At 58.5% G+C, this 22,212-nt stretch carries 16 protein-coding genes and 1 pseudogene; 10 read left to right on the top strand and 7 right to left on the bottom strand.

Annotated features, from left to right (window positions below; all coding sequences use genetic code 11):
• Window positions 1–409 precede the first annotated feature (409 nt).
• The 7 genes from MCM46_10060 to MCM46_10030 all read right to left on the bottom strand — a co-directional run bounded on the left by MCM46_10060 (window position 410) and on the right by MCM46_10030 (window position 9,062).
• Entirely contained in the window at window positions 410–1,117 is a 708-nt protein-coding gene (locus tag MCM46_10060; protein MCG3112151.1) for a DUF420 domain-containing protein, read from the bottom strand.
• 13 nt (window positions 1,118–1,130) lie between these two features.
• Window positions 1,131–2,108, bottom strand: coding sequence for an acetylserotonin O-methyltransferase (locus MCM46_10055; GenBank protein MCG3112150.1), 978 nt, complete (start codon window positions 2,106–2,108; stop codon window positions 1,131–1,133).
• 171 nt (window positions 2,109–2,279) lie between these two features.
• Window positions 2,280–4,298 carry a protein kinase gene (locus tag MCM46_10050; protein ID MCG3112149.1) on the bottom strand — a complete coding sequence of 673 codons (2,019 nt, stop codon included), beginning with the start codon at window positions 4,296–4,298 and terminating at the stop codon, window positions 2,280–2,282.
• Window positions 4,299–4,399: 101 nt separating this feature from the next.
• The gene (locus MCM46_10045; GenBank protein MCG3112148.1) at window positions 4,400–5,347 is read right to left on the bottom strand and encodes a hypothetical protein; all 948 of its coding nucleotides are present in this window, start codon (window positions 5,345–5,347) and stop codon (window positions 4,400–4,402) included.
• Between the two features lie 59 nt (window positions 5,348–5,406).
• Window positions 5,407–6,858 (bottom strand): insulinase family protein, encoded by a 1,452-nt coding sequence (locus MCM46_10040; protein ID MCG3112147.1) that lies wholly within the window; start codon window positions 6,856–6,858, stop codon window positions 5,407–5,409.
• Window positions 6,855–8,393: an insulinase family protein gene (locus tag MCM46_10035; protein MCG3112146.1), complete on the bottom strand. Its 1,539-nt coding sequence runs from the start codon at window positions 8,391–8,393 to the stop codon at window positions 6,855–6,857. The genes MCM46_10040 and MCM46_10035 overlap by 4 nt, the downstream gene beginning before the upstream one ends.
• Before the next feature lie 24 nt (window positions 8,394–8,417).
• Entirely contained in the window at window positions 8,418–9,062 is a 645-nt protein-coding gene (locus tag MCM46_10030; protein ID MCG3112145.1) for an HAD-IA family hydrolase, read from the bottom strand.
• A gap of 296 nt (window positions 9,063–9,358) precedes the next feature.
• On the opposite strand from MCM46_10030, the gene MCM46_10025 reads away from it, so the two are divergent.
• The 10 genes and pseudogenes from MCM46_10025 to MCM46_09980 all read left to right on the top strand — a co-directional run bounded on the left by MCM46_10025 (window position 9,359) and on the right by MCM46_09980 (window position 22,084).
• Window positions 9,359–11,728, top strand: coding sequence for a PBP1A family penicillin-binding protein (locus MCM46_10025; GenBank protein ID MCG3112144.1), 2,370 nt, complete (start codon window positions 9,359–9,361; stop codon window positions 11,726–11,728).
• A gap of 94 nt (window positions 11,729–11,822) precedes the next feature.
• Complete coding sequence (gene gap, locus MCM46_10020) at window positions 11,823–12,827, top strand: type I glyceraldehyde-3-phosphate dehydrogenase (GenBank protein MCG3112143.1); 1,005 nt, start codon at window positions 11,823–11,825, stop codon at window positions 12,825–12,827.
• A gap of 75 nt (window positions 12,828–12,902) precedes the next feature.
• Entirely contained in the window at window positions 12,903–14,102 is a 1,200-nt protein-coding gene (locus tag MCM46_10015) for a phosphoglycerate kinase (GenBank protein MCG3112142.1), read from the top strand.
• A gap of 85 nt (window positions 14,103–14,187) precedes the next feature.
• On the top strand, window positions 14,188–14,934 hold the full coding sequence (gene tpiA / locus MCM46_10010) for a triose-phosphate isomerase (protein ID MCG3112141.1): 747 nt from the start codon (window positions 14,188–14,190) through the stop codon (window positions 14,932–14,934).
• Window positions 14,935–15,026: 92 nt separating this feature from the next.
• Entirely contained in the window at window positions 15,027–15,416 is a 390-nt protein-coding gene (gene secG / locus MCM46_10005) for a preprotein translocase subunit SecG (GenBank protein ID MCG3112140.1), read from the top strand.
• Between the two features lie 95 nt (window positions 15,417–15,511).
• On the top strand, window positions 15,512–17,659 hold the full coding sequence (locus MCM46_10000; protein ID MCG3112139.1) for an ABC transporter substrate-binding protein: 2,148 nt from the start codon (window positions 15,512–15,514) through the stop codon (window positions 17,657–17,659).
• Window positions 17,656–18,633: an ABC transporter permease gene (locus tag MCM46_09995; protein MCG3112138.1), complete on the top strand. Its 978-nt coding sequence runs from the start codon at window positions 17,656–17,658 to the stop codon at window positions 18,631–18,633. Before MCM46_10000 ends, MCM46_09995 begins: the two co-directional genes overlap by 4 nt.
• The gene (locus MCM46_09990) at window positions 18,633–20,048 is read left to right on the top strand and encodes an ABC transporter permease (protein ID MCG3112137.1); all 1,416 of its coding nucleotides are present in this window, start codon (window positions 18,633–18,635) and stop codon (window positions 20,046–20,048) included. Before MCM46_09995 ends, MCM46_09990 begins: the two co-directional genes overlap by 1 nt.
• A pseudogene (locus MCM46_09985) lies at window positions 20,045–20,956 on the top strand (ABC transporter ATP-binding protein). The gene MCM46_09990 and the pseudogene MCM46_09985 overlap by 4 nt, the downstream one beginning before the upstream one ends.
• A gap of 174 nt (window positions 20,957–21,130) precedes the next feature.
• Window positions 21,131–22,084: an ATP-binding cassette domain-containing protein gene (locus MCM46_09980; GenBank protein MCG3112136.1), complete on the top strand. Its 954-nt coding sequence runs from the start codon at window positions 21,131–21,133 to the stop codon at window positions 22,082–22,084.
• The last annotated feature ends 128 nt before the right edge of the window (window positions 22,085–22,212 follow it).

Genomic DNA, 22,212 nt, shown 5'->3' with positions numbered 1-22,212 from the left:
ACAATAATAAAGTTAAATTGCAAAGTAAGTGCCAGCCCATCCGTACACAAGATTTGCTTTTTGCCTTAATAAGGTGAGCGATCGTCATGAACATGCACCGATCACGCATGTGTGACTTGCAGCCCTGGGCAAGAAATGCGCGGCTCCAGCTCAGCAGATTGGATCATCGGCCTGACCGGATCCGAATGAGATAAGTCGCTCGTCTATCGAGAAGAAATCCGATGCGTTTTTACACAGAATACCGCTGGTTTCAAAACGGCAGGCATTACGGCAGAGGTTGAGAAGGCCGAGGGTGCATCGTCTCAGCGATGCACATCACGGCGGGGGGTTTATGTGGTCCGGCATCAAAAAAGTAGAGACGTCCCGGCGGGACGTCTCTACGAGGGTAAACAGATCGACCTATTTTATCTTAATGTTCTTTCACCGGGTAGATGTAGTAAAGCATCACGTAGGTGACTGTGCTCGTGACCAACGCGATCACGTAGAGGACCATCGTGAACGCCCCCATTTTTCGATGGCGCGTGGCGGCATCCGGGATCCATCGCTCGATCCCCCGTTCCATAAAGAGGACGCCGGCCACCAGACCGAAGCCGGAAATATAGACGACCAGCCGCCCCATCGATCCGCTCCAGCGTATGAGCGCAAAGAGGCCGAAGAGGGCCGCCGCCCCCGCGAGTGTATAGTTGAAGCCTTTTCTCCCCATCTTCAACGGCTCCACTTTCAGGTAGCGCTCACTCCCCTTTTTAAACGACGATCGGAAGCCCAGGACGATCATATAAACCGCCAGGACCAGACCGACCGAGATGACCAAGATGTGGATCGTCAGCATCGGCGAGAAGATATAATTGTAAACCCAATCAGGCCCTCCGAAGCCTTCCTTCCCCTCCAGCGAAAGGGCCCCCAATCCGCGTGCGAGATAGTAGAGGGTGAAGTAGCCGAGCATCGCGACCATCCCCCAGAGGGTCACCAGATGGTGGCGTTGTCCCTGATGCTTTTTGCCGGCATACCAACCATAGATAAAAAGCAGGGTGAAAACCCATGCCATGACCGACGAGATATCCGCCCCCCACGTTCCGTAGGGCGAGAGAAATCCGGGCGCGGTCAACATTTCCTTCATGGTCTCCTCCTGGTTACTTGATTGCCGTTAAAACGGTGTTCCGTTCCATCTCCGTCACCCAGTGGAATCCCGCCTTCTCCAACCATCCGCGGATTTCCGATCCCGAGAAGCAGCGCCCCTTTTCGGAATAGACCATCATATGGATGGAGAAAATCGCATTCCAGCCGGGGTTCGATGCATCTTCGTTCAGAAACATATCTTTGACGATGATCAGCCCGCCCGGATTCGCGGCGCGGGAGAGCTTCTGGAAGAGGGCTGCATTCTCCTCTGAAGTTTGATAGTGGAGGATGTCGGAGAGGAAGACGACGTCGAACGTCCCGGGGAGCTCGTCCCGGTTGAAGTTGCCGCCGACCAACGTGATCCGATCGCTCATCTTCTCTTTGTCGATATTCTTCTGTGTCGTCGCGAGGGTCTGCGGAAGGTCAAAAAGGGTCCCGTGCAGATGGGGATACCGCTTGCAGAAAGCCATTGAAAAGGTCCCGGCGCCTCCGCCGACATCGAGGAAGGTTTTGTAGCCGGAGAGATCGATCCGCTCCGCCAGGCTCGGGGCGACCCGTTTCGCCATTCGATCGAGGACTCGCAAAATCTTCTCCCCGACCTCCGGGCGGTTCATGAAAATATTCCCCTTCACCGGCGGCTTTCCGGTTCGCACCACCTCTTCCAGCTTCCCCCAGGACTCCCACTCTTCATCCTGAAGCAGCATCAGCTCCCCCATATAAAAGGGGCTGGTCTTCACGAGAAACTCCGCCACCACCGGCGTATTGGCGTAGCGTATCCCTTCGCGGTGGATGAGACCGATCGCCACCAGGGAATCAAGAAGACGTTCGAGGTTTTCAGGATCGGCCCCGATGGCCGACGCGATCTCCGCCGCCGTCTTCGGCCCGCTCCCCATCGGGGTATAGAGATCGAGCTTCACGGAGGTCAAAAAGATTTTCGCCTCCCAATAATATCCCAACTGGAAAAGCGACGGCGCCGAAATTTCCCGACCCATTAAAAATCCCCAAAATTTGAATAGGGGGAGTATATCGGGGTGGAAATCAAAGGTCAAGCGAGAGGGCGATTAGGAATGAGGAATCGCTCAATGAGGAATCAAGTGCAGAACGGTTGGGGGTAAGTTTTTGATTCCTGATTCCTAATTGAACAATTCGTAATTGATCTATGCTTATCCGACTTCCATCGGCGGGTATTTCTCGATGACGTTGAATTTCTCGATCTTCCACCGCTCCTTTTCCTTCTTCAATTTCCAGAAGAGAAGCGATTTCTGAAGCGACACCCCCTTCCCCTTCCGAACGCGGGCGGTCTGCATCAGCGAAAGATCGGCCTCATCACCCCGGACTTTCAATCCGAAAACCTGGAATTCGACACGGATCGGTTCGGCCCCTCCGAAGAGCTCGGCAATTTGCCCCTCAAACGCGCTTCCATCGGCAACATCCTGTCGAGAGAGGGCCCAATCCTGGCTCTGATAAGCGCGCCGCTGCCGCTCGATCAACTCGTGCAACAGTTCCTCATTGCTCTTCGCCCCGGCAGGAATCTCCTCTACTTTCGGTTGCGGAGGCAATCCCTCCCTCAATTTCGGGGAGATCTTCGCCGCGGCCGGGGACGCATCGGGGGAAGCCACCGGCGGAGGCGACATCGGGGTTGAAGAAGGATCGCTTTTGGAAGCCGATAAAACAGTCGTCTTTTTGATCTGATTTTGCTCCGGTTTTCCGTCGGGAGGAGGGGTCTTGATCGCTTCGCCGACCGCAGCCTGCGCCGGAGCCGAAGCCTCTGGTGAAACCGGCTGCGCTGCGGTAGAGAGAGGGGGGGCGATTTCTTCCTCGCGAGGAAGCGCGCTCTCTTTGGCTTCGATGTTCTCTTCCACCGCAGAAGCGGGGGAATCGATCGGATCGGGCCGCGTCGTAATGACGGGAGACGGCGCCGCCGGAGCCGAAGCGATCTGATCCGGTGAAGAGCGGTAGAGCGAAAAAAAGAGAACCCCCACAAAACCGGTCATCAGCAATCCGAAGAGACCCCACCAGATCGGCTGCCAAGAAGCTTTTTTCTCCGGAAGGACCTCCTGAGGGGGAGCGACCGTTTCCCCTGCGGGCGGATCCGAGACGGCGGGGAGGGAGACGACCGTCTCCACAACAGCCGAAACGGCGGGTGGCGCCGGTTCTTGAAAGGGCTCCGGAGAGATCGCCGGAACCGGCTGCGGGACCAAGGGCATCGGAGGCTCCAGCCGCTCGAAAAAAAACGGCTCGCCGGAAGGGGAGCCTTCCCCTTCGGTCGGCGCGAACCGCATAAAGGCCCGCCGCTCCGCCTCGATCTCTTTTCCGAAAAAAGCCTGGATATAGTTCGTCAAATTGAGCCGCGGATACTCGCCTTGCAGAATCGATTCAATCGGCGCGATCATTTCGCCCGCGGTTTGAAAGCGCGCCACCGGGTCGATGGCGAGGCCTCGGACCAAAATCGAACGAATCGATGCAGGAAGATACCCCCACGGTTGCATATCGGCTTTGACCGGTTCCGGGAACTCGCCGAGCAGCTCGCAGAGAATGGCCGAAGCGGCGAAGAGATCTTCTCCCGGCGTCCCACCCGGAATCTCCCCCCCCTTTTTTTCGGAGATCGACTCCGGAGCGCGATACCGTGAGCGAATGGCCGAACGGGGATCCTCCAGCCAGCCCAGGCCAAAATCGCCGATCCCTACTACGCCGTCATAGCCGATAAAAATCCGCTCCGGATGCAGCCCGCCGTGCGAGATCGGCTTTCCGGAGCGTCCCCCCAGACCGTGGGAAAATTGGAGCGCTTCAAGAAGCTGGCGGATGAGAAGCAGCGCCATCCCGGTCGGGATCGGAAGGGAGCGGCTTCGCGCCAGGAGAGTCTGGAGTTTTTTGCCGAAGAGATACGGTTGAACAAAATAAGGGACGCCGGCGATCACGCCGAGATCATAAATCCGGAGGATGTTCGGATGCCAGAGGGTGGCCGCTTGCTTCGCTTCGTCTAAAAAAAGGGAAACCCAATCAGTCCGGTGGATCACCAGCGGATGGAGCCGCTTCAAGACAACCGTCGTGTGCGGAGGAGACTCCTCCTGCGCCAGATAATTTTCAAGAAACGGGCTTCGCTTCAGCGGCCGGAGAAGCCGGTACTTTCCAAAGAGAGCGGCCGTCTTGCGCGGCTGTTTTTCACCCAGGAGTTTTTCCATTTCAAAAACCCAAATAATGCCCCACTATATCCCAAGCTGGTCTGAACTTTCAACCTTTTTCTTCCGGGAGGTCCCCTGCCGTTTTTCCTGGATCAAACGGGCTAAGCGGTCGGGGTCATTCCACCCTCAAGCGGCTTTTCGGCGAGACCCGCTTCCCGCTTGAGAAGACCGAGAAAAAGCGACTCAAGGGTCATCCAGCCGGCGCAGGCCGCCGTTAGAAGCGCCAGGTCGGTCGCAGGGGAAAGGGGAACTTGGAAGATGATCCGAAGGAGATAGGCGAGAATGAGAAAATAAGTTGCGGCCATCGTCAGGCCCGGCCAAATGAAAAACCGGACGAGTTGAACGATCCCCGGAAGAGCGGGGAGAAATCGGGTATAGGCCAGGGTGGCCATCAGGCCGATGACACCTCCGACCGCCAGCGTTTGATGAAGGGAATTTTCCAGAACCGGTCCGAGAAGCGCGCCGACCGCGCCCCCGATCACCACCGCCAGCAGAATCAGCAGGAGGTTCGAGACCGGCGCCGTCTGCGGGTGGCCGCCCCGTGTCCTAGGCCAGAAGAGCTCTCCGATCGGCCTCCCGTCGGGGAAGATGGTCCGCTGGCTCTTCTCCTGCCGCGCTCGCAGATACCCGATCTCGAATCCGTCCCGCGCGACGGCGCTGGCGACAAAGCTGATCAGCGCCGCCCGGAAGGATTGATAACCGAAGAGAAACTCCACGATCCCGAGGATCATCCAATAAAGCGCGAAAGAATAAAGAAAACCGACTTTCAAAGAAAACCATTTCATCTCATCGGGCCGCTCCCGCCAAATCTCTCGGAGCGGACGGCCGAATCCCTTGGCATAGGCATAAAGGCCGACCGGGATGCAAACGAGGGAGGAGAGAAGGCCGATCATCGTCAAAAAAATCACCCGCGTTTCAAAAAACACCAGATAGGTGATCAATAGAAACGGGGGGAAAACGGCGAATCCCGACAAAAGGATGATCCGCATCTTCAGACGCCGTGCGGCCCGGTCCATCAGTAAGTGGCCGTAGAGGACTCGCAATTTCATTCGATGAAGCATTTGAGTCATCGGGAGGCGGAAGGGGAAAAGCGCCTACCTCCCGTCCTTTATGGTGTCAATTGGATTTGAGTGACTTTCCCCAGCGACGAGAGGGGCTGGTCGAATTTTCCGTCATCTCCGACCGCCAAGATGACCAGCCGGTCGGGATGAAGATATTTCTTTGCCACCCTCAGGATATCTTCCTGGGTCACCTTGGCCACGTTGTCCCGGTATCGCTCCAGAAAGTCGCTCGGAAGCCCGTAATACTCCAGCGACATCTTCCGACTGACGATCTGCGCCGGGCTGGAGAACGAAAAGATAAACGAATTAAGGAAAGACTCCTTCGCCCGCTTCAGCTCCTCGTCCGTGACCGGCTCCTGGCGGATTTTTCGGATATGATCGAGGATGGTGGAGATCGCCTGATGGGTCGTGTCGACCCGGGTCTCCCCATAGGCGATGAAGACCCCCCGCTCGAAATTACCGGGGCGGAATATGCTTCCGACCGAGTAGGCAAGCCCGCGCTGCGTCCGGACATCGCTGAAGAGACGGCTGGTGAGCCCGCCGCCGCCGAGGATATCGTCGAGGATCGAGACCGCGAAGAAGTCGGGATTATTCTGTTTGATGCCGAGGTGGCCGATCCGGATCTGGGTCTGCGTGATCGGACGGGCGATCGCGTAAACCCCTCCGTCTTTCCGCTCGACCACCGAAGGGACCTTCGGAAAGTCGATCTTTTTCTTCTTCCACCCGGCAAAGGCGTTTTCAATCTTCGCGACGATCTCCTTTTTATCAAAGTCGCCGGTCACCCCGATCATTATATTGTTGGGGGCGAAATATTTCCGGTGAAAGGCGACCAGATCGTCCCGGACGATCGATCGGACCGTCTCCTCCGTCGCTTCGCGCCCGTATGGGTTGTCGGCGCCGTAGATCTGCTTGTTAAACTCGCGGCTCGCAATCGAAGAAGGCCGGTCGTTTCTGCGCCGGATCATTTCGATGGCGTTATTCTTCGCGATCTGAAGCTTCTCCTCTTCAAACACCGGGTTCATCAAAATATCGGCGAAGAGGGAAAGACCCGCATCGAAATCTTTCTTCAAGACGTCGAGCCAGGCCCCCCCGGCGTCGGCGCCGATCCCCACCGAAAGATCGGCCGCCATCTGATCGATGATTTCATCGACCTCGTCTCCGCTGTGGCGCTTCGTTCCGCCGGTCCGCATGATCGCCCCGGTCAACCCCGCAAGACTGATTTTGTCGGCCGGCTCGTAGATGCTGCCGGTCTTGACGATGACCTCCATCCGGATGAGCGGAAGCTCGCGATCTTCAAGCAGATAGAGGATCATTCCGTTCGAGAGGACCTGTCGCTCCGGCTTCGGCGGCTGAAACGCCGGCGCGGAAAAGGTCATCGCCCGCGGGTCGGGCAGCTCCGTTGCGGCGGGCGCCGGCGCGGCGGACAGAGAGGGAACAAGGGAGAGGCTCCAGAGAAAAACCAAAAAGATACCCGACAATCGATTCATTCTCCTTCTCATCGTCCCCCCTCCTTTAAAATCGGGAGGGCTTTCCCGCCCGGCTCCCCCGCAGGAAGCACTTGGACGAGCGTCGCCACCGTCCGGTTCTTCTTCGTAAAGTAGGTGCGGGCCACCCGCATCACATCTTCTCCGGTGACCTTCATGATTTTATCCCGGTTCCGGAGGATATACCGCCAGTCGCCGGCGACCGCCTCGAAATAGGCGAGCTGGCTGGCGAGACCGTTGTTCGATCGAAGCGATCGAACCAGGTCGGCATTCAAATTGGTGATCACCTTCTCCAACTCCTTCTCGGTCGGCGGCTCATTCTTTAACCGCTCCAACTCCTCGTAAATCGCCTCCTCCACCTCCGCGGCCGTATGCGGCGCGCGCGGGGTGGCGGAGAGGGTAAAAAGGTTTGCGTAGCGGGCGCCGGGGGTTCCGGAGCTCGAGCTGGCGCCGACCGCGATCTTTTTTTCGACGACCAACTTCTTATAGAGCCGGGAGGTCCTCCCGAGGGAGAGGAGGGAGTCGATGACGTCGAAGACCGGATCGTCGGGGTGTTCGAAGTTCGGCTTATGGTAGCCGATCACGACCTGCGGATTGGCCTCGTCCTCCACCTCGACCCGGCGCTCTCCCAACTGCGGCGGCTCGACCGTGACGACCGGCGGGGGGGGCGGAGCGGACGGAATCGACCCGAAGGTTTTCTCAAGCAGGGGAATCACCTCCGCCGGCTTGAAGTCGCCGACCATGGCGATGACGGTGTTGCTCGGGGTGTAGTAGGTTCGGAAGAAGCGCTCGGTCTGTGTGGCGGAGAGGGAGCCGACGTCCGACGGCCAGCCGATGGTCGGATAGCCGTACGGGTGGGCGATGAAGGCGGTGGCGAGAAAGGTCTCATAGAGTTTCCCGCCGGGATTCGTGTCGACGCTTCGCCGCCGCTCTTCGAGAACGACATTCCGCTCTTTGTAAAATTCTCGCAAAACGGTATTCGCCATCCGATCGGCCTCGATGGCGACCCAGAGGGGAAGGCGGTTCGACGGAAGAGAGACGACGTAGGAGGTGACATCCCGGCTGGTGGAAGCATTGAAGCCGACCGAGCCGTTCCGGTTGTAAAGCTCCGCCAGCTCGTTCGTCACCACCCATTGTTTTCCCTCCTTCTCAAGCGCTTCGAATTTCTCCCGAAGGCCCTTCAGCCGCTCCGGATCGCTCTCCGGACCTTTGGCTTCCTCCCGGACGATCTCCCGATTGAGCGCTTCCAATGTCTCAAGGAGTTCCTTTTCTTTCTGGTAATTAGAGGTCCCCAATCGCTCCGTCCCCTTGAAGGCCATATGCTCGTAGAGGTGGGCCACCCCGGTCATCCCATTGTGTTCATTCACCGAGCCGACTTTATACGTAATCTGGAATGAGATGATCGGCGCTTGATGGCGCTCCATCATCAAGACGGTAAGGCCGTTGGAGAGGGTATGTTCGACGACCCGATCGGCCAGACTTTGCGCCGAGGCGGCCGTCCCCGATAAATAGATGAAAAGAACGACAAAAAGATAAATCGATTTTTTCACAAAAACTCCTTTGCCCTTCAGGATTTAGACGAAAAGGCGTTTGAGATCGCCGACCGTTTCCGCGAAAAAGTCCGGCTTGGCCGAGCGGACCAGGCCGGGATCGCAGATGCCGTAGCCGACCCCGCATGATTTGATTCCCGCCGAGCGCGCCGCCTGAATATCGTTCACCGAGTCTCCGATCATCACCGCCTCCGAAGGGGAGGTCCTCAGGTCATCGAGCGTCCGCAAGATCATCTCCGGGTGCGGTTTTAAATTCACAATCGGCTCGCTGCCGAGGATTAAATTGAAATGCGGGCGGACCCCCAACCCTTCGATGATCCGGGTGGTATAGAGAAGCGGCTTGTTGGTGACGACCGCCTTTTTTTTCCCGTTAAAATGGGTCAAAACCTCCTCCATTCCAGGATAAAGGTCGGTCTCATCAAGAAGGTGTTTTAGATAATGTCCTTCGAAAATCTGCAGCGACTGCTGAAGCAAAACGGGATCGGCCTCTCCCAGCGAATCGAGAATAAGCCGGCGAACGCCGTTTCCGACATAGCCGTAGATCTCCTCCAAAGGTTTTTCAGGAAGACCGAGGTCGCGAAAGGTCAGGTTGACGGAGATGGCGAGATCTTTTTTGGAGTCGATGAGGGTGCCATCCAGATCAAAGATCAAGAGCGAAACCGGATTCATCCTGCGCTTTCTTGGAGGAACATAAATACCGCTCCCTCTTTGTTTGACGGGGCGCTTCACGATAAAGCGCTGCATGCACACGCTAATTGGGGTACTATAAGAGAATTGGAGAAAGTTTTCAATCCCCTATGGGGGGAGTCTCTGACTCGCCCCCCCTTTCCCCGGGCGACCCGACCTCCCCTACGAGCCCTCTTTCTCCTTTGAAAACAATGGAAGTGAACCTTGACAAGGCGGGGAAAAACCGCTAACCTGAAGGTTCGATTAAACCACCTTTCTCTTGTAAATCCAGGTGAAATTTGGATTTTCCGGTCGAAAATGATCAAGGAGGAAAGCGCCCCTTTCGCTGGCTGAAGTGGCTCCTTCTCTTGCTCCTCTCCCTCGTCCTCATCGCCGCATTCAGCGTCGGGGGGATCATCTGGTATTTTTCCAGGGACCTCCCCTCGCTCGAAATGCTGGGAAGTTATGAGCCGAGCCAGGCCACCCGGATCTACTCCGACGACAACCGGCTCGTCGGCCAGTTCTATATCGAGAAACGGGTCTTCGTTCCCCTCACCCGAATGCCGAAAGAGCTGATCCAGGCGATCTTAGCGGTGGAAGATTCCCGCTTCTATGAGCACGGCGGCTTCGACTACATCCGGATCATCAAAGCCTTCCTGACCAACCTGGAAAATATGCGAATTCGCCAGGGGGCCAGCACCATCACCCAGCAGCTGACCCGTTCGCTTTTTCTCACCCCCGAGCGGACGATGAAGCGAAAGTTGAAAGAGATCCTCCTCGCCCGGAAAATGGAGATGATGCTGACGAAAGATGAGATCCTGGAGATCTATCTGAATCAGATCTACTTCGGGCATGGGGCCTACGGGGTCCAGGTGGCGGCGCGGACCTACTTCGGGAAAGATGTCGGCGAATTACAGCTCGCGGAGGTCGCCTTCCTCTCCGGTCTTCCGAAGGCGCCGAACGACTACTCCCCCTATCGCCATCCCCAAAAGGCGAAGCAGCGCCAAGGGGTCGTCCTGCGGCGGATGGTGGATGAAAAATTTATTACCGAAGAGCAATACCGAAAATCCTACGAACAAGATCTTTTCTTTCAAAAAATGGTCCCCGACGAAGAATTGGCCCTCCATTTCCTGGAGCATATTCGGCTCTACCTCATCGCCAAATACGGCGATGACGCCGTCTACAAGGGGGGGCTCAATGTCTACACGACCCTCAACATCGACATGCAGCGCGCCGCCAATCGGGCCGTGAAGACCGGCCTCCGGGAGCTGGATAAGCGCCAGGGATACCGGGGGCCGCTCGGCAAATACGAAGAGCCGGCGGAAGCGTCCGAAATCGCCGTTTCTTCTTTGGTCGTAGGGGATATTTTAGAAGGACATGTCACCCAGATCTCCGATAAAGAAGGGTATGCTCTGGTCGAGGCGGGGGGGGTCACCGGGAAGATGTTGATGGAGGATATGGCCTGGGCCGCCCGCCGTCTGAAAGGATCGCGCCTGGAGGATATCCAGGTCATTGAGAAACCGAAAACGTCGGACATCGTCAAAGTTCACGACCTGATCAAAGTGAAGGTGAAAAAGGCCGGCAAAGAGGGGAAGGGGGCCTTCTTCAGCCTCGAGCAGGAGCCGGCTGCGGAGGGGGCGCTCGTTGCCATCGATCCGGCGACCGGGGCGGTCAAGGCGCTCGTCGGAGGATACGACTTCAGGCGAAGCGAATTCAATCGCGCGATCGTCGCGAAAAGGCAGCCCGGCTCCGCGTTTAAGCCGATCATCTATGCGACGGCGATCGAACGGGGGTTGACCCCGGCGAGCATGGTCCTCGACAATCCGGTGGTCTACACCGATGAGGAATTGGACACGGTCTGGAAGCCGGAGAATTACGAAGAAAAATTCTACGGACTGATCACCCTCCGGGAGGCGCTGACCTATTCCAGAAATCTTGCGACCGTCCGGCTATTGGAGCAGGTCGGGGTCCGGAACGTCATCGACTTTGCGAAACGGGTCGGCATCCAGAGCCCCTTGACCCGCGATCTCTCCCTGGCGCTCGGCTCCTCCAGCCTTACACTCACCGAATTAACCTCCGCCTATGCCGTCTTCGCCAATCGGGGTGTCCGCGTCGACACGACCTTGATCATCTCGGTGAGCGACCACAACGGCCGTGTCCTGGAGCATCGGGAGTTGGCCCCGCAACAGGTCGTCTCGAAAGAGACCGCTTATGTGGTGACCAACATGATGGAAGATGTGATCCAACGGGGAACGGCGCGAAAGGCGAAATCGCTCGGAAGGCCGCTGGCCGGCAAGACCGGGACGACGAATGAGTTCACCGATGCCTGGTTCATCGGTTTTGCCCCCAATCTGGTGGCGGGGGTCTGGGTCGGGTTTGACGATAATCGCCCCTTAGGAGATCGGGAAGCCGGGGGAAGCACCTCCCTGCCGATCTGGATGACCTTTATGCAGGAGAGTCTCTCCCGTTTTCCGGTCACTCCTTTCTCTATCCCTGACAATATCGTTTATGCTAAGATAGACCCGCAAACGGGGCTCCTTGCCCCTCCCGGTGAAGAGAAAGGGGTCGTTGAAATTTTTGTCAGGGGAACCGAGCCGAAAGAGTTCACGGTCGAGACCCCGACCCCGACCCAATTTTTCAAACTCGACGAAGAAGAGGCCTCGTTTTAAGAACCGTGAAGCGTGAGGCGGTAGCGTTGTCCTTTTCCCCTTCGACCTCACCCCTTACGTCGGTCATTTATTCTTTAAAGAAAAGGAGCAGATCATGTCAGTACGCGTGGCGATTAATGGATTTGGGAGGATTGGACGAAATGTCTTCCGAGCCGCGTTCGGAAATCCGAATCTGCAGATCGTGGCGATCAACGACCTCACCGACGCCAAGACCCTTGCGCACCTTCTCAAGTATGATTCGGTGCATGGAATTTTTGATCATAAAATTGAGGCGAAAGAAGATGCCCTGTTAATTGACGGCAAATCGGTCCGGATCACGAAAGAGAAAGACCCCGCCGCCCTCCCTTGGAAAGAAATGGCGATTGACGTGGCGGTCGAATCGACCGGGAAGTTCACCGATCGCGCCGGCGCCGAGAAACATCTCACGGCGGGGGCGAGGAAGGTCATCATCTCCGCCCCGGCGAAGAATCCCGACATTACCCTGGTTTTGGGGGTCAATGAAGAGAAGTACGATCCAAGCCGCCATCACATCATTTCGAATGCCTCCTGTACCACCAACGGCCTTGCCCCGGTCGCGAAGGTCCTGCTCAACCAGTTTGGAATTAAGCGGGGATTGATGACGACCATTCACTCGTACACGAACGATCAGCAGTTGCTTGATCTGCCGCATAAAGATTTGCGACGGGCGCGGGCGGCGGCGCTTTCCATGATCCCGACCACCACCGGCGCTGCCAAAGCGCTTTCGGAGGTTCTTCCCGATCTCGCGGGGAAGATGGACGGCATGGCGATCCGGGTCCCGACGCCGAATGTGTCGGTGATCGATCTGGTCGTGGAGTTGGAATCGGATGCCACGGAGGCATCGGTTCGGTCGGCCCTCTCGAATGCGGCTCAGAAAGAGATGAAAGGGATCCTTGAGTACACCGAGGCGCCGTTGGTCTCGAGTGATTTTAACGGAAACGCCCACTCCTCGATCGTCGACGGCACCTTGACCAAGGTCATCGGCGATCGAATGGTGAAGGTCATCGCCTGGTACGACAACGAATGGGGCTACTCCTGCCGCGTTCGCGATTTGATTCTGTACATCGCAGGACATAAATAAAATCGGTAGGGGCGTATTGCAATACGCCCCTACCACACATACGGTCCCCCTACGCACAGATGAAGGATCATACCCATGCACATGAACAAACTGACGATTGAGGATATCCCGATCAAAGGAAAACGGGTTTTCATCCGGGCCGATTTCAATGTCCCCCTGGACAGCGATCTTCATATCACCGACGATACCCGAATCCGCTCGACGCTTCCGACGATCAACTACGGCATCGACGAGGGGGCCATTCTCATTCTCGCCTCCCATCTCGATCGGCCGAAGGGGGTCGATCCGCGCCATTCGCTGGCCCCCGTCGCGAAGCGGCTCCAACGGCTTCTCGGGAAGGAGGTTCAATTCGCCCCCGACTGCATCGGGCCTCAGGTTCAAAACATGGTGGCCCGACTGAAACCGGGTGACGTTCTTCTCCTGGAAAACCTCCGTTTTCACCCGGGCGAAAAAAAGAATGACGAGAGTTTTGCCAAGGCATTGGCCGATCTCGGCATCGATGTCTATATCAACGATGCCTTCGGGGCGGTCCATCGCAGCCACGCCTCAACCACCGGTATCACCCAATTCGTCAAGACAAAAGCATGCGGGTTCTTGATGAAAAAAGAGATCGCTTATCTGGAAGGGGCGGTCGCCAACCCCGCCCGGCCCTTCGTGGCGATCCTCGGAGGAGCGAAGGTCTCCGGGAAAATCGGGGTGATCGAGAATCTCGGGAAGAAGGTCGATAAGGTGATCGTCGGCGGCGGCATGGCCTACACCTTTTTGAAGGCGATGGGAAACGATGTCGGCAATTCGCTGGTCGAAGATTCAATGCTCTCCTTCGCCAGGGAAATCATGGAGCATGCGGTCGAGCGGGGGATTAAATTCTATCTCCCGGTCGACTGTGTGGTCGCCACCAGCATGGATCCGGGGGCCGAGACAAAGCGGGTGCCTATTCAAGAAATTCCCAAGGGATGGATCGGGCTTGATATCGGCCCGGCGTCGGTTCATCTCTTCACTGAAGTGCTGACCAACGCCAAAACGATTCTATGGAATGGCCCGATGGGGGTCTTTGAAATGGATGCCTATTCGCGGGGGACATTTGCAATCGCCCATGCGGTCGCCAACTCCTATGCGTTGACCATCGTCGGCGGCGGAGAGACCGCCCTGGCGGTTCATAGAGCGGGCGAATCGGAGAACATTTCGTTCATCTCCACCGGCGGCGGGGCCGCCCTCCAGCTTCTGGAAGGAAAAGAGCTTCCCGGACTTTCGGTCCTTCCGGAAAAAGAAGGATAACCCTTGTAGGGCGACGCATGCGTCGCCCCTACGCAGACCCGGGCCATGACAGATGCGGACCCCCTGTTTTATCGCCAACTGGAAAATGAACAAGACCATCGGTGAGGCGCGGGAATATCTTCAAGCGGTGGAGAAGCGGTGGCCGCAGTTCCCCAACGCTCCCTGGGAAACGATCGTTGCCCCCCCTTTTACGATGCTGGCCCCGATGGCCGACTTTCTGAAAGAAAAATCGCTGCAGGTTGGATTGGCGGGCCAGAATGCCCATTTCGAGGAGCGGGGGGCTTATACCGGCGAAATCTCCCCGCTGATGCTTCGCGATGCCGGTTGCCGCTATGTGATCATCGGCCACTCGGAGCGCCGGACCTACTTCGGCGAAACGAACGCGTTGGTTCATAAAAAGATTGGGGCGGCGTTGCGGGCGGGGCTGATCCCGATCGTTTGCGTCGGCGAAACCCGCGAAGAGCGGGAAGAAGAGCGGACGGGGGAAGTGATTGAACGTCAGCTGAGGGAGGCATTGGATGATCTCCGGCCGGGCCCCTCGGACTGGATCATCGCCTACGAACCGGTCTGGGCGATCGGCACCGGGCTGACCCCGCAGCCGTCGGAAGCGGAGGAGGTCCACCGCCGGATCCGGGACTTTTTCCGCTCCCTTTCGGAAGGAGAGGAGGCCGACACCCCGCGTATTCTTTATGGCGGGAGCGCAACAGAGAAAAACATTGAGGCCTTCATGGAAGAGGCCGATATCGACGGCGTCCTGGCGGGGGGCGCCAGCCTCTTTGCCGAGTCGTTTTGTAATATGATCGAGCTGGGGGTCAAAACCAAAAATAAATAAACCGAACCGGTAGGGGCGATCCTTGTGATCGCCCTTCTCCGGTCAAAATCAGGGCGAATACAAGATTCGCCCCTACGAGTAAAGGAGCACCCATGTACACACTGATTGCCATCATCCATATCATCGTCTGCCTCATTCTCATGGCCGTTGTTCTGCTGCAAGCCGGCAAAGGGGCCGAGATGGGGGCCGCCTTCGGGGGATCGAGCCAAACGATCTTCGGCAGCCGCGGCGCCGCCACCTTCTTGAGCAAACTGACCGTGGGAGCGGCCATCCTCTTTATGGTCACCTCGTTGAGTCTCTCGATCTTGAGCCGCGAGCGCTCGATCGCTTCATCGATCGTCGACACCGACACGAAAGATGAACTTATTCCCAAAGAGGTCCCGGCCCCAGGCGGTCCGAACACCCTTCCGGCCGATCCTTCGGCCAATTCTTCGGAAGGAGCGCCGGCCGCGCCGACCCCTGAGTCCGCCCCGGCGAAATAGCGAACCGTTCTTAAAGATGGGGCCGGCCACGGCCCCATTGAGTTTTGTCTCAAAAATCAGTATGATCGTGCCTTAAAGGCATGAACCTTCTTTTTGTGAAAAAACTCGTCTCATCGCTGATCCTGCTCACGCTCGTCGGATGCGCCGGACCCCCGTTGAACAATCCTTATCCTCGACAGGAAGAGGGGGAGAATATCCTCTACTCTTCCTTCAGCGAGCGGCCGAAGCACCTCGACCCGGCGCAGTCGTACTCCTCCAACGAAATCATCTTCACCGCGCAGATCTACGAGCCCCCCTTCCAGTATCACTACCTGAAGCGCCCCTACACGCTGGTCCCCTTGACCGCCGCCGAGATGCCGGCCCCCGTTTATCTGAACGCCCAAGGAGAGCGGCTCAACGCGGAAGCGCCGGCGGAGCAGGTGGCCTTCAGCCTTTACGAGATCAAGATCCGGCCGGGCATTCGTTATCAGCCGCACCCCGCCTTCGCGCACGATTCGGGGGGTCGAGCTCTTTATCACACCCTCGGCCCTGAAGGGCTCGACCGGATCTCCTCGCTCGGCGATTTCGAGCAGACCGGCAGCCGCGAGCTGACCGCCGAAGATTATGTTTACCAGATCAAGCGGCTGGCTCACCCGAAGATCCACTCCCCGATCTATGGCTTCATGTCGGATTATATCGTCGGCTTGCGGGAGCTCGGCGAAACCCTTCGGAAGGCGCAGGAGAAGGCCGAGCCGGGGGCCTTCCTCGACTTGCGGGAGTATCCTCTCTCCGGTGTCGAGGTGGTCGATCGGCACACCTATCGGATCAAGGTCGTCGGCAAATATCCGCAATTCCTCTACTGGCTGGCGATGCCCTTCTTCGCCCCGATCCCGCATGAAGCCGACCGGTTCTACTCGCAGCCGGGATTGATCGAAAAAAACATCACCCTCGACTGGTATCCGATCGGAACGGGGCCGTACATGCTGACGGTGAACAATCCGAACCGCCAGATGGTCCTGGAGCGAAACCCGAACTTCCACGGCGAGACCTATCCGACCGAGGGGGAGCCGGAAGACCAACCATCGGGCCTCCTGGCCGACGCCGGCAAGCCGCTCCCCTTCATCGACAAGGTCGTCTTCACCCTGGAGAAAGAAGGGATTCCGATCTGGAACAAGTTCCTCCAAGGCTATTACGACAGCGCCGGGATCGCCTCCGACAACTTCGACCAGGCGGTCCGGATCGGCGGCCAGGGAGACGCCGACATCACCGCGGAGATGAAGGAGAAAGGAATCCGGCTGATCACCAGCGTGGAGACGAGCACCTTTTACCTCGGATTCAACATGCTCGACCCGGTGCTGGGGGGAGATTCCGAATCGGCCCGCAAGCTCCGCCGGGCGATTGCGATCGCGGTCGATCAAGAGGAGTCGATCGCCATCTTCCGGAACGGACGGGGCATCGCGATGCAGGGCCCCCTCCCGCCGGGGATCTTCGGCTACACGGAGGGCGAGGCCGGGATTAATCGTTATGTCTACGATTGGGTGAACGGCCGGCCGCAGCGAAAACCGATCGACGCCGCGCGGCAGCTTCTGGCCGAGGCCGGCTACCCCGGCGGCCGCCACGCCAAAACCGGACAGCCGCTTGTTCTCAACTTCGACACCACCGGCACCGGGCCGGAGGCGAAATCGAGTCTCGACTGGATGCGGAAGCAGTTCGAGAAGCTGAACATTCAGCTGGTCATCCGGGCGACCGATTACAACCGCTTTCAGGACAAGATGCTTAAGGGAACGGCGCAGATGTTCCAGTGGGGATGGAACGCCGACTATCCCGATCCGGAGAACTTCTTCTTCCTCCTCTACGGCCCGAACGCCAAGGCGGGGAAAAACGGGGAAAACGCGACCAATTACGCAAACCCGGAGTTCGACCGCCTCTTCGAGAAGATGAAGAATATGGAAAACACGCCGGAGCGGCAGGCGATCATCGACCGGATGCTGGAGATCGTCCGGCGCGACGCCCCCTGGGCCTCCGGCTTCCACCCGAAACAGTTCGGCCTCCATCATGCCTGGCGCCACAACATCAAGCCGAATCTGATGGCGAACAATACCTTGAAATATGGGAAGCTCGATCCCGATCTCCGCGCCCGACAGCGCCGGGCCTGGAACAGGCCGGTCTGGTGGCCGGTGGCGGTGATCGTCGCCGTTCTCGTCGTCGGAACCCTCCCCGCGGTGGCGACCTATCGGCGCAAGGAACAGGGGGTCCCCCGATGATCGGCTACCTGATTCGCCGGATTCTCTATGCCTTTCCGATTCTGATCGGCGTCAATCTCCTTACCTTCCTCCTCTTTTTCGTGGTGAACACCCCCGACAATATGGCCCGGATGCATCTGGGGATGAAACGGGTGAACCAGGAGGCGATCGACAAGTGGAAGGCGGAGCATGGCTACGACAAGCCGACCCTCTTCAACCCCGCCGCGGAAGGGGCCGAGAAGTTCACCAAGACGATCTTCTTCGAGAAATCGGTGAAGCTCTTCGTATTTGATTTCGGACCGGCCGATGACGGCCGCGAAATCGGGGCCGACATCAAACAGCGGATGTGGCCGAGCCTTTCCATCGCGCTCCCCGCTTTAATCATTGGCCTCCTCGTGAATATCACCGCCGCGATGCTGGTCGCCTTTTTCCGCGCCTCCTACATCGATTTCTGGGGGGTGATCGTCGCGGTCGCGATGATGTCGATTTCTTCTCTCTTCTACATCATCGGCGGCCAATATCTCTTCAGCAAAGTCCTGCGGCTCGTCCCGATCTCCGGATACGACGACGGCCTCACCGCCCTGAAGTTTATCCTCCTGCCGGTCCTGATCGGCCTGGTCGCCGGGATCGGGAGCGGGCTGCGCTGGTACCGAACGATCTTCCTGGAAGAGATCGGCAAAGAATATGTCCGGACGGCGCGCGCCAAGGGGCTCTCCGAGCTGCGGGTTCTCTTCGGCCATGTTTTGCGAAATGCATTGGTCCCGATTCTGACCGGCGTCGTGGTCGTCATCCCCCTCCTTTTTCTCGGCTCCCTTCTGACCGAGTCGTTCTTCGGCATCCCCGGACTCGGAAGCTACACGATCGATGCGATCAACAGCCAAGATTTCGCGATCGTCCGGGCGATGGTCTTTCTCGGCTCGGTCCTCTACATCATCGGTCTGATCCTGACCGACCTCTCCTATACCCTCGTCGATCCGCGCGTGAGGTTGAGCTGATGCCGATCCTCCCGGTGGTGCTCTGGACCGACGCCTTGGTCTTTGTTCTGTTGGCCGCCGCCATCGGTTTCGGCCTTTACGCTTCGCGGCGCGAGCCGCTGCGCGCCCCCTGGCGGCAGATCCGCCGGCGTCCGGTGGCGATGGCGGCGATGGTCATCCTGCTCGCCTACGTCGGCATCGGCCTCATCGATTCGATTCATTTCAAAAAACGGCTGCCGGCCACCGAGGCGGGGCAGGCGACGCAATATTCTCCGGAGGTACTCTCGCTACTCGACGTCATGACCGACCGGCTTCGGAAAAATACCGAGCGGACCTACTCCGCCCCCCTCGCCACCCATGCCTATGCAAAAGAAACGGTCGAGATGCCGGACGGCACCCAGGCGCGCGTCTTTCCCAGGCTGCGCTTCGGCGGGGCGCATCTTGCCGATCCGGAGAAGGAGTGGTCTCAGGATGTGGCCTTCACCGCGCTCCAGGGGGGACTCCTCGGCCTCGTCGCGGCCCTCATCGTGAACGTTCATTTTCTCTTCCTCCTCAGCCGGCGTCATGGCATGGAGCCGGGAGCGATGGCGCAGGCGATTTTGAAGGGAAAGACCGACACCGCCTGGCGGGCCACACTCGGAACGATCACTTTTATGATGATTGTGGCCGGCATCGCCTGGTCGCTCAGCACCCGATATCATCTTTTCGGAACCGATAAGGTGGGGCAGGATGTTCTCTACCTCTCGCTCAAGGCGATCCGGACCGGATTGGTCATCGGGACGGTGACGACGCTGGTGATGCTTCCTTTCGCCGTGCTGTTGGGAATTGCCGCCGGTTACTTCCGGGGATGGGTCGATGATGTCATTCAATACATCTACACCACCCTCAGCTCGGTGCCGGGGGTCTTGCTGATTGCCGCGGCGGTCTTGATCCTCCAGGTCTACATGGATCAGAACGCCGACGCCTTCACCAGCGTCACACGGCGGGCCGATGTTCGCCTTCTTTTTCTCTGCATTATTCTGGGGGTGACCGGTTGGATCGGCCTCTGCCGCCTCTTGCGCGGGGAGACGCTGAAGCTGCGGGAGATGGATTATGTTCAGGCCGCGACCGCATTGGGGGTGGGGAGCTGGCGGATCATCCTCCGGCACATCCTGCCGAACGTGATGCATATCGTCCTGATCTCGGTCGTCCTCGACTTCAGCGGCCTGGTCCTCGCCGAGGCGGTGCTGTCGTACGTCGGGGTCGGCGTCGATCCGGCGATGATCTCCTGGGGGAATATGATCAACAGCGCCCGGATGGAGATGGCGCGAGAGCCGATCGTCTGGTGGTCGCTGATCGCCGCCTTCGTCTTCATGTTCGGATTGGTCTTGTCGGCGAATCTTTTCTCCGACGCGGTGCGCGATGCGTTGGACCCGCGGTTGAGAGGGCGCGCATGAACAACCCTGATCCCGTCCTGAAAGTCACCGACCTGAAGACCTGGTTCCACACCGACGGGGGAACCGTCCGCGCTGTCGATGGGATTTCGTTCGAGGTCCGCCGCGGGGAGACCTTCGCCCTGCTGGGCGAGTCGGGCTGCGGAAAGTCGATGACGGCGCTGTCGCTGATGCGGCTGGTCCCAGAGCCGGCGGGGCGGATCGTCTCGGGAGAGGTTCTGCTGGAGGGACAGGATCTCTGCACGCTCCCGGAAGTGGCGATGCGCCCCCTGCGGGGCCGTCGGATCTCGATGATCTTTCAAGAGCCGATGACGAGCCTGAATCCGGTGATCACGGTCGGCGATCAAATTGCAGAGACATTGCAGCATCATTTTTCCCTCGACGGCGCCGCGGCGAAAAAGCGGGGGTGCGATCTCCTGACCGCGGTCGGCATCTCCGATCCGGTCCGGCGGTATGACGAATACCCCCACCAGATGTCTGGGGGGATGAAGCAGCGGATCATGATCGCAATGGCGCTTGCGGGCGAGCCGGAGGTGTTGATCGCCGACGAGCCGACGACGGCGCTCGACGTGACGATCCAGGCGCAAATCCTCGATCTGCTCCGCCGCTTGCAGCGGGAGCGGGGGATGGCGATTCTGCTGATCACCCACGATCTGGCGGTGGTCTCCGAGATGGCCGACCGGGTCGCCGTGATGTACGCCGGCCAAATCGTTGAAACCGCAGACCGCGCCGCTTTTTTCAGCAATCCGCGCCATCCCTATTCGCAGAAACTCTTTCATTCCCTGCCGAGCCGGAACAAACGGGGAGAGAACCTCGGCGTCATTCGCGGCAGCGTTCCGCCGCTGAACCGGGAATTCGTCGGCTGCCGTTTCGCCAACCGGTGCGACGCGGCATGGGAGGCATGCGAGAAGATCGATCCCCGCTGGATTGCGGAAGCCGGGAGCGGCGTCCGATGCCATCTCTACGATCCGGCCGTCGCGGCAACACGACCCGCCACATCCACCGGGACAGCCGCTTCACCAGGCGCAGCAGTAACTCGAAAAACACCGGCTCAAACAAACGGCTCCCTTCTACAGGTTACCGATCTGAAAGTTCACTTCCCCATCCACAAAGGGCTCTTTAAGAAGGTCGTCGGTCATGTGAAGGCGGTCGATGGGGTTTCTCTGTCGCTTCGGTCCGGACGGACAATCGCGCTCGTCGGCGAGTCGGGCTGCGGGAAGACGACGGCGGGAAAGGCGATTCTTCAGCTGATCCGTCCAACCGGCGGGAAGGTCCGATTCGGCGATGTTGAGCTGACGACCCTCTCCGGCCCGGCCCTTCGGGAAAAGCGGGGCGACTGCCAGATCATCTTCCAAGACCCCTACGCCTCCCTCAATCCCCGGATGATGGTCGGCGACATCATCAAGGAAGGAATCGAGGCACAACACCGTGCTAAATCTTCCGTCGAAGCGGAGGCACGCGTCGATCAGTTGCTGGAGCAGGTCGGTCTTCCCGTCGAGGCGAAGCAGCGCTACCCACACGAGTTCTCCGGCGGCCAGCGGCAGCGGATCTGCATCGCGCGGGCCCTCGCCGTCGATCCGAAGGTGATCGTCTGTGATGAGCCGACAAGCGCGCTCGATGTTTCGGTCCAGGCGCAGATTCTGAACCTTCTGAAAGAACTCCAGGAACGGCTGGGGCTCGCTTATCTTTTCATCACGCATAATCTCTCTGTGGTGGAATACTTCGCTCATGAGGTCGCCGTGATGTATCTCGGCCGGATCGTCGAGTATGGTCCGGTGGAAGCGGTCTTGAACAATCCCCAGCACCCCTACACCCGCGCCCTCCTCTCCGCCGTCCCGCAGGTCGACGCTGATAAAAAGCGAGCCATCCTCCGCCTGGAAGGAGAGATCCCCTCCCCCGTCCACCCGCCGAAAGGCTGCCACTTTCACCCCCGCTGCCCGGAAGTGATAGCGGTCTGCCGCGAGACCTATCCCGGAGAGATCGAACGGAGCACCCGGCATACCGTACGGTGTCATCTGTATTCGAATAACGGTCCTTGAACGCCGCGACAGGCCCTCCGTCGGCCTCTGATCCCTAGACATTTCCCCTTCTGCCGATCACGTCGATTCCACATCTGACAAAGATGTATAAAAAAGTAAGAAAATAGGTAAATTATTTATTTGACAAT

The sequence above is a fragment of the Candidatus Manganitrophus morganii genome, from assembly GCA_021651055.1.
Taxonomy (GTDB): domain Bacteria; phylum Nitrospirota; class Nitrospiria; order SBBL01; family Manganitrophaceae; genus Manganitrophus; species Manganitrophus morganii.
Note: the sequence above shows the minus strand (reverse complement) of the source record. Positions and strands in the feature narration are given on the sequence as shown.

What these genes read in the sequence shown, in the direction of transcription:
- MCM46_10060 (MCG3112151.1), bottom strand. Translation starts at nt 1,117, where the DNA reads ATGAAGGAAATGTTGACCGCGCCCGGATTTCTCTCGCCCTACGGAACG.
- MCM46_10055 (MCG3112150.1), bottom strand. Translation starts at nt 2,108, where the DNA reads ATGGGTCGGGAAATTTCGGCGCCGTCGCTTTTCCAGTTGGGATATTAT.
- MCM46_10050 (MCG3112149.1), bottom strand. Translation starts at nt 4,298, where the DNA reads ATGGAAAAACTCCTGGGTGAAAAACAGCCGCGCAAGACGGCCGCTCTC.
- MCM46_10045 (MCG3112148.1), bottom strand. Translation starts at nt 5,347, where the DNA reads ATGAAATTGCGAGTCCTCTACGGCCACTTACTGATGGACCGGGCCGCA.
- MCM46_10040 (MCG3112147.1), bottom strand. Translation starts at nt 6,858, where the DNA reads ATGAGAAGGAGAATGAATCGATTGTCGGGTATCTTTTTGGTTTTTCTC.
- MCM46_10030 (MCG3112145.1), bottom strand. Translation starts at nt 9,062, where the DNA reads ATGAATCCGGTTTCGCTCTTGATCTTTGATCTGGATGGCACCCTCATC.
- gap (MCG3112143.1), top strand. Translation starts at nt 11,823, where the DNA reads ATGTCAGTACGCGTGGCGATTAATGGATTTGGGAGGATTGGACGAAAT.
- MCM46_10015 (MCG3112142.1), top strand. Translation starts at nt 12,903, where the DNA reads ATGCACATGAACAAACTGACGATTGAGGATATCCCGATCAAAGGAAAA.
- tpiA (MCG3112141.1), top strand. Translation starts at nt 14,188, where the DNA reads ATGAACAAGACCATCGGTGAGGCGCGGGAATATCTTCAAGCGGTGGAG.
- secG (MCG3112140.1), top strand. Translation starts at nt 15,027, where the DNA reads ATGTACACACTGATTGCCATCATCCATATCATCGTCTGCCTCATTCTC.
- MCM46_09995 (MCG3112138.1), top strand. Translation starts at nt 17,656, where the DNA reads ATGATCGGCTACCTGATTCGCCGGATTCTCTATGCCTTTCCGATTCTG.
- MCM46_09990 (MCG3112137.1), top strand. Translation starts at nt 18,633, where the DNA reads ATGCCGATCCTCCCGGTGGTGCTCTGGACCGACGCCTTGGTCTTTGTT.